The organism is Shinella sp. H4-D48 (assembly GCF_022637395.1).
Classification (GTDB): domain Bacteria; phylum Pseudomonadota; class Alphaproteobacteria; order Rhizobiales; family Rhizobiaceae; genus Shinella; species Shinella sedimenti.
Window position 1 is genome coordinate 458,303 of the sequence record NZ_CP093338.1, and the last position, 12,475, is coordinate 470,777.

Consider the following 12,475-nt stretch of genomic DNA (forward strand, 5'->3'; position numbering starts at 1 on the left):
GGGGCAGTTGCCTGCCCCGCCTGGAGATTAGCGCATTGCCGCTGCGATGTTGCCGCCATCGACCGTGGTAACGTCGGCGGTCGTGCGTTCGGCAAGCGCGTGATGTATGAAGGCGCGCGCGACGTCTTCCGCCGTCACTTCGAGGCCGAGCAGGTTGCCGCCCATATATTCCTTTACAGAAAGGCCGCGGGCGGCCGCGCGGTTGGCAATCATCTCATCATTCAGTAGGCCGGAGCGGATGCGGTCGGCATTGACGGCATTGACACGGATGTTATCGGCGCCGTGCTCGAGCGCATATTGGCGCGACAGGAAGAGTGTCGCCGCCTTCGGCAGGCCGTAGGCCCCGAATTTCGCTCCGGGATTGACCGCCTGCTTGGAGGCGTTGAACAACAGCACACCGCCGGTCTTTTGTGTCTTCATGATGCGCACGGCATTTTGCGCGACCGTCTGATGGGCGAAGAAGTTCAACTCGAAACTCTTACGCAGCAGCGCGTCATCCATCGTGGCGATCGGGCTTTCCCAAGCGGCACCCGCATTGGAAACGACAATATCCACGCCGCCGAAGGTGGCGACCGCCCTGTCGAAGGCGGTGCGAACGGAGACGGGGTCGGTGATATCACAGGCGATGCCGATGGAATTGTTGCCAGCCGCCTTGGCGACCGCTGCTGCCTTTTCACCGTCTAAATCAAGTGCCACGACATGCGCGCCCTCGGTGGCAAATGCCTTGACGACGGCCGCACCGATGGCGCCTGCCCCACCGGTAACCACCGCCACCTGTCCGGTAAACGGCTTCGGCTTGGCACCAGCGAGCTTTGCCTGTTCCAGCGACCAATATTCGAGATCGAAGAGATCGGGCCGACTCACCGGCTCGAAGCGGCCGATGGATTCAGCGTCACGCGCCGCCTCGATCCACATCTCACCGACATCGACGGCGATGGTCGCATCCTTGAAGGTCCGGCCATGGCCAAACATGCCGAGGCCCGGGACCAGCGTCAGGCGCGGCATCGGATCGAGCATGATGCGTTTGACGTCGTCGCGGGCATCGTTGCTGCGGAAGTATTCCGTGTAGTCGGCCGCGAAGGCGGCAACATGCTGGTCAATGACTGCGCGGTAGCCCGCCAGGTCGCTCTCGGCCGGCGCCGGCAGCACCATCGGACCGGTCTTGATGCGGATCGAGAGGTCAGGTGTCGAGACGCCGCGCGCGGCCATATCCTGAACTTCAGCCGCATTGACGAAATCGAGAATGGCCGAGGACGAGCGAAAGACGCTGACCATTCGATCATAGCGCCCTTCACCCTTGTCTACGGCCACTGCGCCACGCAGCATAGGGGCGATATCGGCCGGACTTGCGACCTTTGCGGGCAGAGTGGCTGGAGTGAAGGGGTTGTGGCCGTTTTTCTTGACGTGGTTTTCCGCAACCGTGACGTAGTGGATCATCCGCTCATAGGCTTCCTTGGCAGTGTCGCCGAAGGTAAAGATACCGTGTTTGTCGAGAATCAGACCCTCGACCGTCGGGTCCTGTTCGAACACTTCGGCGGCCGCCTTGGCGAGTGCGAAACCGGGCATGATATAGGGCACGAAACCCATCTTCTTGCCGAAGAGTTCAGCACTCATCTCACGGCTCTTCGCTTGGTCGGCGATGGCAAGAATTGCGGTCGAATGGGTGTGATCGATGAACTTGTGCGGCAGGAAGGCGTGTAGCAGCGCTTCTACGGAAGGATTCGGCGCACCAGGGTCGATGAGATTGGCGCGCAGCAAAGTGACCATATCCTCGTCGGAGAGCTTGTCGAGCTTGCGGCTCTTGAGGAGCGCAGTGATCTTCACGGCGGGCAGGCCCGGCGGCTCGATCGTGCCCATGTCCCACCCGCTGCCCTTCACGCAGAGCACGGCATGAGTATCGCCGACAAGGTCGGTCACTTCGGTCTTTACGGAAGTGTTGCCGCCGCCGTGCAACACCAGCCGCGGCTCGCCGCCCAAGAGCCGGGTCGTATAAGTGCGCAACGCCAGATCGCGGTTCACGCCCTTGGCGGCGTAGCCGGCGACGACCGTTTCGGCTTCGTCGTCGCGCCAGAGATTTTCCATGTTTTCATCCTCCCGATAAACCGGTCCAGCCGGCATCGGCGGACCCAAAGAATTGGTTCAAACCTCGCCAGAGCTGCCCTTGGCCGTACCCCTACTAACAAGCCTTTCCCTTGACCAGCGTTCCAGGATGCGGCGCGCCATCGAGGTGGTCACGACCAGATGCGAGGCAAAACCGCCCTTCAAAGCGGCCATCAAAGGTTCGAACTTGTTGTCTTCCTGCACAACCAGCATTCGCTTCTCGATTGCCCTGATAGAATCGAGGTCGGCGGAAATGCAGCGGCGGTTATGGTTGCAGTCCATCCACTGGCCGTCGTGATCGATCAGCTGGCCTGCAATGACCCCGGCCGCTCCGTTTTCACCCATGGCGTGCATGTCGGCCGCAGACAACGCACCGCATTTGACAAGATGGCTGTCGTCCTCGATACCGCCGACGGAATAGAGTGCAAGGTTGCAGTCCGAGATCGTTGCCAGCTGTTCCTTGATAACGGGCTCACCGCGCAGCTCCTCCGCGAGACGTTCGGAAGACAGGACGAGCGGCGCGTAGAAGTTGATGCCTTCAGCATTCAGACGCCGGGCGATTTCCGTAGTGCACTGGTCGGGACGATAGGAATAGGGTGCGCCGAGATTGCCACAAAGCTGCACGACGGTGACGCCGCGAAGGTCTGCAAACGGCATGACATCGGCGATGTGGTAGACGGTCCTTCCCCAAGCAACACCCACTCTGTCGCCCTTACTGAGCAGTTCCAGGAAGACGGATGCTGCGACAACAGGCATTTCCGACGCGGGGTCCATTGCCTGACGGTCCTCGGGCACAAGCCATGCCGTGCTCAAGCCTGTAGCATCCTCAAGTTCCCGCGCCAGCACGTCGTCCGAGAACAATTCCGAGGATGTCGAAATAGTCACGATGCCCATCTCACGCGCCTTGCGGAGATACATGGCGATAGATGCACGGGAAATTCCGAGCCGCTGCGCCACCTCATCCTGCCGCAGGCCATGCGTATAGTACAGCCAAGCGGCTTTGTGGATGATCTGGTCGTTGGCTCGGATTGGCATCAGGGCTCCATCTGTCGATGCCCTGACATTAGTCAATGTGCCTGACAAAAGTCAACAGATGGCTTCATGCTGTAGGGATTCGGCCCGTGGCGTCTCACGGCGCATGGAACCTGGGACAGAAGAAAGATACGAGGCCGCGGAAGTCTAGCTGTTCAACAGGCGTGGACCGATCGGCAAGGTCTCTCGCATTGTGCTGGCAACTGCTCCGATTAAGAAATGGACAAGCCGCGAACCATAGTAGTTGCGGCTTGTCCACTCACCTCTCTCGCCTGTGTCCGGAGCCCATCGAACCTGTTGGATCAGCTGCCCGGCGGGTTTGTATTCCGGGTTGGAAGGAGAGCCGAGCAATGACGCCGGATGAAGTCCCATGCCGAAATTTGCAATTCAAACATCGACATGGTTTTTCCGAGCTTGCGATACTCAGTGAATATTGCAGCTGAGAACGAATGCATCATTGCAGTTTCTCCCCCCTTCTAACGACAGGCCGTTGCCGGCTAAGCGGCTTTTCGTTTCAGCCTGATGGCGACAAGCAGTGCGATGATCATAGCAAAAACGACGATGTTGATGAGGCTTGAGAGAGCGTAAAGCTCAGGCTTGACGCCGTAGCGAAGCGCTCCCCAGGCGACAGACGGCATGGTCGGCGTTGCCCCCAGAAGGTAGAAGGACACATCCAGCCCGTTCAGGGACAGGACGAATGCGGTGATCAGGCTGCCCATGATACCCGGCCACGTGATTGGCAGCATGACCTCGAAGAAGGAACGCAGAGGCGAGGCGCCGCAGACGATCGCCGCTTCATTCATTCGCCAGTCGTACTTGTAGAGCATCGCCGCCATGATCAGAAAGCAGAAGCTGAAACAATGCACGGCGTTCGCAATGATCGCAGTCAGCATGTTCCCCTGGAGTTCGAACAGCATGTAGTAGAGCGCCATACTCGAAATACCCAGGAGGATTTCGGCAACGAACAGAGGCGCGGCGAAGAATATGGCGTAAATCAGCGCCCGCTTGCCAGCGAACCGCAAAACGCCAACGGTTGCGAGAAAGCCAAGCACGGTCGACAGAACCGCTGTGCAGGAAGCAAGCAGCAGACTGTTGAGGAACGCGCTTTGGTAGACGGTGTTGGTCGAGAGGCGGATATAGCTCGCGACGTTGAACTCCGGCGGGTATGGAAAATTCGGACGCGTCGAAAGCGACGCGAACAAGATATGCACGATAGGCATATAGAGGAAGGCGAAGACCACGACGAGGAAGACTGCCAGCGTCCATTTGATGAGTGAATCTGTAAAATTCGGGTTCATGCTATTGTCTCCCCAATCCCGTAAAGCCAGTCCGGCGGAGATCCACGCCATAACTCAGGATCGCAAGTGCAATCGCCGAGAATAGGAAGAGAACGACACCCATAGCGGCACCAAGAGCCCAAGTCCCTGACTCACCGAATTGCTGAGCCATGGACATGCCATACAGCGTGCCGTTGGGTCCGCCGAGGAAGCGTGGCACCAAGGAAGCCGAGAGGGTCGGGATGAAGGCGAGCATGAAGCCGACGATCGTACCAGAGAGATTGAGCGGCCAGACGACCTCGGTAAAGATCCGGAACCGGTTGGCGCCACAGGCGCTGGCGGCATGAGCGAGCCGGAAATCAAAGTTGATCAGCGACAGATAGATCGTCGTCACCACCAGCGGCAGATACAGATAAATGAAGGCGATAAACGATGCCGCATTGGAGTACATGATCATTCGAAGAGGTGCTGCCCCCATGCGGATCAAGGCGCCATTGACCAGCCCCGCAGGGCCGAGCATGCCCTGCAGCGCGATGAGGCGGAGGACCTCGCCCGACAGGAAGGGTATGACCAGAAGAAGCGAAAAGATGATGCGGTAGCGCCCCCCGTAACGAACGATGAAGTAGGCAATCGGCCAGGACAAGGCCACCAGCGTGACAGATACCCCGATCGCCATGACGAGCGAGCGGAGAAAGAAGGTGATGTAGGCGCGCTCCGTCGCAAGCGTACCGTAGTTCATCAATGTCCATTCATGGACGATCTTGTAGTTCTCGGTCTGCCAGAAACTCAGTGTCACCAGCGCCGCCAGCGGCATGACGAAGAAGAGCAACAGGAAACCGGTCGGGATATCGAGAATGAGGCGGCGCTGGAGATTAGCGTCTTGCATCGTCAGCTCCGTCCTTGAAGATATGGCAATCGGCCGGGTTCCACGAAAGCAGGACTCGTTCCCGGATCGGGATCGGATCGTTCCGCTTCGGCTTGACGGCGATTACCGTGTCGCCGCGATCGGTTTCCAGCACATATTCGAGAAAGGGCCCGCGCAATACGACGTCCACCACCGTGGATGGAATGCCCACGCCGCCATCTTGCTTGCTGGATATGTCAAACCGTTCGTTCTTGACGAAAATCTCGACTGCATCGCCCGGGTTGAATTTCTTGTCGGGCGGCAACGCGAATTCGTAGTCATGTCTGGCGAGACGCACGGTTGCCCCGTCAGGTTGGACGACACCTTGAAACTTACTCGACTTGCCAACGAAACGAGCGACGAACGGTGTCTGCGGGTGATCGTATATCGCCTGCCGCTCACCAAGGGCTTCAAGACGCCCGTTATTGATGACCGCGATCCGATCGCTCATCGAGAGCGCTTCCTCCTGGTTATGCGTCACATAGATGAAGGGAATACCGAGCTGTTTCTGGTATCGCCGGATTTCGATCTCCATCTCCTGCCGAAGCTCGCGGTCGAGATTGGCCAGTGGCTCGTCGAGAAGCAGAAGCGTCGGTCGTGCGACAAGGCCTCGGCCAAGGGCGACACGCTGCTGCTGACCGCCCGAAAGCTGGCTGGGATAGCGGTCCAGCATCGTGCTCAGCGACAGGATGCCCGCCACCCATTCAACCCGTTCCTCGATCTCGGCCTTGGCCTCGTTGCGCATTCTCAGGGGAAAGGCGAGATTTTCCCTTACGGTCCTGTGTGGAAAGAGCAGAAATTCCTGGAAAACCATACCGATTCCGCGCTTGTGAGGCGCAAGCTCGGTGACATCCTTTCCCTCGAAATGGATACGGCCTTCCGTCGGCCGATCAAGACCGGCAATAAGGCGCAGCAAAGTGCTCTTGCCCGAGCCGCTCGGCCCCAGGATGGCGATGAATTCTTCCTTGGAGATGTCCAGACTGACGTCGTCCAGTGCTTTGAAGGCGCCATAACGCCGCGACACCTTGTCGATGCGGATATAGGAACTTGTGTTGCTCATGAGATTTCCTGCGTTACAGGCGGCCCGGGCAGGAAACTGCCCCGAGCCGCCCTACCCCCGGGAGGATGAACTGATCGATCAGGCTGCCTGAACGTTCGACCAGACGCGTTCCCACTTTTCAGGCGAGGACGGCTGATCGAACATGAAGAGGTCGGCGATCTCGTTTGAGCGATCCATCAGGAACAGCTTACGTTCCGTTTCATTGGAGATAGAACGCAGATCGACGGTCGTTGAGCAGCCAGCCACCTCGCCGATCTTCTTCATGACCGTGGGCGAGATCATCAGATCGATGAAGCTGTTGCAGAGGTCGAACTTCTTGCCATCCTGAACGCCCGATGTGACCAGCCAGGTGTCCACCCAGCCAAGGCCGCCTTCCTTCATCTTCAGCGCATGCCGAAAGTCGACGGGCGCCGCTCCTTGCGCTTCGGCCGTCAGCAACTGCCGGAAGACCTGAGCAAACTCGGTTGCGGCGACGACGGCGCCGCTCTGCAGAAGCTGGAAGAGAGTAGGATTATCCTGGTATCGCGTGAGCAGCAGGCTCTTCTGCTGGATCAAAAGCTTTTCGACCTCTGCAAGCTCCTCATCGGACAAAACATACGGATTGAACGGCTTTCCATCGGGGCGAGGCTTGTCGCGGCTGCCTAGGCGCTCCGTCACCAGAAGTGCCGCAAGGGCAATGTTCTCCTCAAAGCGAGCGCTGGTCGACAGCATGCCTGAGTAGTCGGAGCTGAACATGCATTCGAGCGTCTCGGTTCGTTCCGGCTGCACCTTGCCGGCGTCATACGTAATCCCATAAGCGCCCCAGCAGAATGGGAAGCCGATTTTTTTGCCGGACTGCGGATCGGAAAGCACCTTGAAAACCTCGGCTCCAAATTCCGGCAGATAGCCCGACGAGTTAGGGACCTTTGAATAGTCCACCTCCCGCAACAGTCCTTCGCGGAAGTATAGCTGCGGCCAAAATCCATCAGCCTGCACGAGATCGAATTCTTTCGAGCCGCCAACGCGCAGCTTGTTGTACGCTTCCGAGTTGCCATCGAAGAAGGAAGGAACGAACTTGACCTTGTTCGATTCCTCGAAGGCGGTAATCTGGTCGGGAAGAAGATAGGCTTCCCACATCAGCGCACGAACCGTATCCGGAGCGGCCCAGGATGGGCGCACGAACGGTGCAGCGAGCGCCGTAGCGGCGCCAGCGACAAGAATGCTTCTGCGTGTGAGCTTGGTCTCAAACATGTAGGAATTCCCCTTCGTTGTTTTGGTCGTCATGTTGCCTGTATTTAAACAATAATGGTCTGTTGCCACTTGGATCACGTCAGTGGCAAGGCTGCGCGTGCTGATGGCTTGATGACGTCATAGATACGGACGTTTGTGGCGCCGGCGACAAGTGGCGGGCGCCAGTACCAAGCCTCCAAAATCGTGACGATCCGTCATTTTTCCAGTACGCGCCCATGCCCTTCCTTCACTGTGATTAAGAACCAGAAAGCCACTGGCAACAAGGACGATTGGCGAATTGATTAATTCACACAACTTATCAATACTCCATACTTCGTCGCCACACTGCGATGCCGCCTCGACCTGTTTTCATAGGCCGCTCCATCACGTCGACAATTGACAAGAAAGGGTTCGCAAATTTATCATCTCTGCTTATGAATATTCAGTTGCGGCATATAAAGTCCTTCATCGTCGTCGCGCAGGAGAAGAGCTTCTGTCGGGCGGCGGAGCTGCTTAACGTTTCGCAGCCAGCCCTTTCTCAGACCATCATTCAGCTGGAGACAAATGCGGGGTTCCCGTTGTTCACGCGTACAACACGCGCGGTCAGCCTGACGCCATTTGGCGAACAGATGCTGACAAAAGCACTGGCGGTCAGCCGGTCTATGGACCTTTTCCAGGAAGAGGCACGGCGGGTCCAGTTGGCCCTCAAGAGCGAGCTGCGCGTCGGCTTCATGATCGGCACGGCGGTGGAGTTCATACCGGCGATCGTCAAGGAATTCGAGCGGGTGCGGCCCGGCGCAATCCTCAAACTGAAGGAATACGATTTTTCGGATCCGAGTGCCGGTCTGATTTCAGGCGAGGTCGACTGTGGAATCATCCGCCCTCCGATTGGGGAGGACGACATCAATATCGTTGAAATCACACGCGAGAAGTGCGTCGCCTGCCTTCCGACAGGACACCCGCTGGCAGCTAAGGAATCCGTTGTTCTTGCGGATATACTGGACGAGCCATTGATAGGTGCTCCGACACCGGGAAAATGGAGGGACTACTGGCTCGCGGGAGAATACCGGGATGCGGAGCACCCGGCGCAAGTCGTGCTCGAGGTGGCAACCGTCGAGTCGGAATTGCAAGCCGTCGCCATGGGACGCGCCATCAGCATTACGGCAGATAGTACGGCGCGATACTACGCCCGCCCTGGCGTGGTATTCCGTGACATCACAGATATGCGAGAATGCATTATCGGGATTGGCCACCGCGGTTCTCCCACGGCGCTCATGGCTGACTTCATTGATGTCGTCAGGCGTATTTCGTCATCGATCTGACGGGAACTGGGAAAAGACAGGCCCGAGTGCATCGTATAGCCGACAAAACAGTCGATATTGCATGTCGGCTTCTGGATTTTGCAAACTCGGATAGTAAATCGTCTTCATCTCGACGCAGTGTTTTGCCGCCTCTTCATAGGTCGTATAGAACCCGCAGGACACCGCGCCGATGATGGCCGCACCGAGACTGGGAGCCTCTTCTTCAGCCGGAACTGCAACCGGCATTCCGCAGATGTCGGCCTTGATCTGAGACCACAAAGCCGATTTTGCGCCTCCGCCTGTCGAGATGATTTTCTCGAAGGCAATGCCCGACGACTGCAGGTTCTCGATGTTCTTTCTCAAAAGGCAGGCAACGCCGTACATGATGGCCAGGGCAAAGTCATAAGCGTCGTGTGCAATGGTCGCGCCGAAGAACACGCCGGTCGCATTGGGATCGAACTCGGGTGGGTTGACGCCGGTCAGATAGGGCAGAAACGTCAGGCGTGGATCGAACGTCTTTCGGCTGCCTCGCGCATCCACATCTGCAAAGGAGATGTCGGGTAAAAAAGCGCTCCTGAACCATTCAAGGCTGATACCACCGGATTCACAAACCGGAAGATAGATGTAGCTGCCTTTGAAAGGCCCGCAATAGACTGGCACAGCCGTAGCTGCCGAAAACGGATTTTCGACCAGGGTTGCGATCGACGACACTGTCCCCGCAGACTCGCTTACGATACCATTCACGGTGTTACCGGTACCGATCATGGCGGCGAAGTGATCCAGCGTCCCCGCGTTGACGACACAGTCCGGCGGCAATCCCGTCATCTCCCGCATGTCGGGCAGGATTTCCCCAATCACGGAGCAAGGCTCGACGAGAGCCGGCAGCTGAGAGACATCGACCCCGCAATACTTGAGTGGCGCTTCCCAATAGGTTTTGTTGACGATGTCGAAATAATGGGAGAACGGATAGATGGAGTGCTCGCCGACGAAATGGCCAGTCAGCCGGAAGATGATATAGTCCTTCAGGAGAAGGAACTTCGCAGCGTTGTTGAAGCATTCCGGCTCATGATGCTTTAGCCAAAGGATCTTGGTGAGCGGCCAGGTGGGAATGATCTCCGGCTGCCCTGTCACCTGATAGCATGTCGTCTTGTCGAACAGCGCCGACAGTTCATCGCATTCGCTTCGGGAGCGCATGTCCAGCCACGAAATGCCGTTTCGAAGCGGCTCCCCGACCGCGTCGGCAACAACCAGCGATTCCGCCTGCCCGGTGATGACCAGTTGCTTCGGATGCCAGTCTGCAGCCGCCGCCGATTTTTGAACGCAGGACCGGATCAGACTGACGATATCGCTGAAATACTGCTTGGCGTCGAACTCGATGAAGCCGTCCGCATGAATATAGGCTACGGTTTTGCTTCCCAGCGCGATCTGTCTCAGATCACGCGTGTAGCAGGCAACTTTTATGTTGGTTGTTCCCAGATCGAGGCTGATGATCCCCATCGGTGGCACAACTCCTTCTTCCGCGATATCGTTGTCGTCAGCCGGCTGCCCTTTAGCGTAGCTCTCGCCTCAGCCATTAGCCGACGATCTGCACCCGGACCGTGCGCTCCCGTGGCCGGGTCTGGTCCAGATCGGCAAAATAGATCCGGCCGAACTCACCCAGAGTCATTTTACCGTCCAGCAAGGGAATGCTTTCCGAGCGGCCGAGCAGGGAGGAACGAATGTGGCCATCGGTATTCAGGCACCAGGCATTAAGTTCGCCGCGAAGTTCGAAGGCCTGGCTGGTGTGATACGGGCCCGGATGGAGATACTGCCCTTCGTATTTGCAATCGGGAATGATCTTCTCCAGGCAATTGATCGTGTCCTGGAGAATGAGGGGGATCTTCGCATAGGTCTCCCCCTCTGAATCCTCCTGGATCAGCACGCTGCAGCTGGTGTGCTGGCTGAACACGACCACGATGCCATCCTTGATGCCGGCCTCCGTAACGATCGAAGCGACCTTGTCGGTGACGTCTTCGAAATAGATGCCATGAGGCGAATTGACCGGTATCGTTTTATGAAACACGGGCATGCGTCCAACTCCTTTAATCTGTGGTTCTTTCGCGGTGCGCACGGCTCATCGCCTCAATCATGCGCGACAGCATGTCCTTGGGATCCGCGGCACGCATGATGGCGCTTGTCGAGCCGGTGCCATCCGCACCTGAACGAATGATCTGGTAGACGTCATGCTCGTCGCTGATGCCCGCCCCGTGCAGCACAAGAATGTCTTTGCCCACGGTCCGCACGGCCGCGTTAATTCTTTCGACCTCCAGCGCATCGTCGTCGCTGCGTTTGCCGCCACCGATGAGGGCCGGAGATTCCGCCAACACCACGTTGGGCTCCATCACCGCGACTGCCGCGCTCTCCGCGACGGTTGCGGCGCAAACCAGCGTGGCGAGCCCGACCTCGTCGGCGCGGCGGATCGTTTCGTTGAGAACCGAAAGGCTCAACGGTTTTTCCGCGTGGTTCAACAGAACGCCGACGGCGCCGGCCTGCTTGAGGGCTTCGGGCAACACCGCGCCAACGCCCCGGCCAACCGGATTGGCATCCATGTGCTGGGCAAAGACCTTCAAATGCGTGGTCTCGTGCGCGATCCTCGAAATATCGGTGTACTGCGCCGTAAAAATGATATCGACACCGAACGTCCGGCACAGCGCATCGGCGTGGAGCGCCAGATCAAGCGCTTCGTCGCCATGCATGTAGACCTTGGGGCCGATCTCGAAATAGGGCGCCTTCAGCTTGAACGGCCTGAACATAACTCAGATCCTGGCGAGAATTCTGTTCAGGTAGTCGGCAGCTTCGGGCAAGGTCACATCAGGCCTCCCCATCGTGCTGCATTCCAGGCTGATGAACTTGTTGTAGCCCGTTGCCTTGAGGGCCTTCAGGCCACGCTCCCAGTCAATGCTGCCCTTGCCCGGCGTGCACCGATTGTTGTCGCCCAGATGCACATGCCGGATTGAACCCGCGACCGCGGCAATGGCGTCGGCGATGTCGGCTTCTTCGATTGACATGTGGAAGAAATCCGGCAGGACACCCACCTCCTTCATGTCGAGCTTCGCAGCCACGCGGGCGCAGTCTACGATGCTGTTCATGTATGGGCTTTCGTAGCGGTTTATGCCTTCCAGAAGGACGGCCGCCTCGGTGCCTGCAACCGCTTGAGCAATCTCCCTGTATGCCGCCAGGAAATTCTCTTCCTGCTCTGGCGTCATTTGCTTGTAGACGTCGAACAGAGGCAGAGGATCCTGAGGGCCGAGCAAATATTCGATTTCAGTGATTGCGCCTATCATGGCACATACTTCCGCCGCTTCGATATAGAGGGCCTTCGTCGCAGCCCGCTCGTCCGCATTGTCGCTCATCAGCTTTCCGGCTGCGGGGGACATGAAGAGAAACTCGCAGGGAACGACGCCGGTGTTGTTTTCAAGCGTCAGCAGTTCCTCGAGCTTCTCGTCGTTCCAGCCCGCGTGGTCCGCGAATACGGTCACGCCCCTGTAGCCCCAGCGCCGTAGGAGATGTGCTTTCTCGGTCAACGTCTTTCCGGGGACCATGATATTGGTGC

General features: G+C 58.0%; 11 protein-coding genes. 1 reads left to right on the forward strand and 10 read right to left on the reverse strand.

What is annotated here, in order from left to right:
• Positions 1 to 27 precede the first annotated feature (27 nt).
• From MNR02_RS19145 to MNR02_RS19170, 6 genes are all read right to left on the reverse strand, one after another.
• Positions 28 to 2,082, reverse strand: a complete 2,055-nt coding sequence (locus tag MNR02_RS19145; RefSeq protein WP_241948922.1) for a bifunctional aldolase/short-chain dehydrogenase — start codon at positions 2,080 to 2,082, stop codon at positions 28 to 30.
• A gap of 57 nt (positions 2,083 to 2,139) precedes the next feature.
• Complete coding sequence (locus tag MNR02_RS19150) at positions 2,140 to 3,135, reverse strand: sugar-binding transcriptional regulator (protein WP_241948923.1); 996 nt, start codon at positions 3,133 to 3,135, stop codon at positions 2,140 to 2,142.
• 494 nt (positions 3,136 to 3,629) lie between these two features.
• Complete coding sequence (locus tag MNR02_RS19155) at positions 3,630 to 4,430, reverse strand: ABC transporter permease (RefSeq protein ID WP_241948924.1); 801 nt, start codon at positions 4,428 to 4,430, stop codon at positions 3,630 to 3,632.
• 1 nt (position 4,431) lies between these two features.
• A complete protein-coding gene (locus tag MNR02_RS19160; protein ID WP_241948925.1) occupies positions 4,432 to 5,295 on the reverse strand; it encodes an ABC transporter permease in 864 nt (287 codons plus the stop codon).
• Positions 5,282 to 6,373, reverse strand: a complete 1,092-nt coding sequence (locus tag MNR02_RS19165) for an ABC transporter ATP-binding protein (RefSeq protein WP_241948926.1) — start codon at positions 6,371 to 6,373, stop codon at positions 5,282 to 5,284. Before MNR02_RS19165 ends, MNR02_RS19160 begins: the two co-directional genes overlap by 14 nt.
• A 78-nt stretch (positions 6,374 to 6,451) precedes the next feature.
• Complete coding sequence (locus MNR02_RS19170) at positions 6,452 to 7,672, reverse strand: PotD/PotF family extracellular solute-binding protein (RefSeq protein WP_241948927.1); 1,221 nt, start codon at positions 7,670 to 7,672, stop codon at positions 6,452 to 6,454.
• A gap of 344 nt (positions 7,673 to 8,016) precedes the next feature.
• Here MNR02_RS19170 and MNR02_RS19175 point away from each other — a divergent pair, with 344 nt between their 5' ends.
• Entirely contained in the window at positions 8,017 to 8,904 is an 888-nt protein-coding gene (locus MNR02_RS19175) for a LysR family transcriptional regulator (protein WP_241948928.1), read from the forward strand.
• Here MNR02_RS19175 and MNR02_RS19180 read toward each other — a convergent pair.
• The 4 genes from MNR02_RS19180 to MNR02_RS19195 all read right to left on the reverse strand — a co-directional run bounded on the left by MNR02_RS19180 (position 8,893) and on the right by MNR02_RS19195 (position 12,446).
• The gene (locus MNR02_RS19180) at positions 8,893 to 10,380 is read right to left on the reverse strand and encodes an L-fuculokinase (RefSeq protein ID WP_241948929.1); all 1,488 of its coding nucleotides are present in this window, start codon (positions 10,378 to 10,380) and stop codon (positions 8,893 to 8,895) included. The genes MNR02_RS19175 and MNR02_RS19180 overlap by 12 nt on opposite strands.
• A 76-nt stretch (positions 10,381 to 10,456) precedes the next feature.
• A complete protein-coding gene (locus MNR02_RS19185) occupies positions 10,457 to 10,993 on the reverse strand; it encodes a secondary thiamine-phosphate synthase enzyme YjbQ (protein ID WP_241948930.1) in 537 nt (178 codons plus the stop codon).
• Positions 10,965 to 11,675 carry a triose-phosphate isomerase gene (locus MNR02_RS19190; RefSeq protein ID WP_256464533.1) on the reverse strand — a complete coding sequence of 237 codons (711 nt, stop codon included), beginning with the start codon at positions 11,673 to 11,675 and terminating at the stop codon, positions 10,965 to 10,967. The genes MNR02_RS19185 and MNR02_RS19190 overlap by 29 nt, the downstream gene beginning before the upstream one ends.
• A gap of 3 nt (positions 11,676 to 11,678) precedes the next feature.
• Positions 11,679 to 12,446, reverse strand: a complete 768-nt coding sequence (locus MNR02_RS19195) for a TIM barrel protein (RefSeq protein WP_241948932.1) — start codon at positions 12,444 to 12,446, stop codon at positions 11,679 to 11,681.
• Positions 12,447 to 12,475 lie beyond the last annotated feature (29 nt).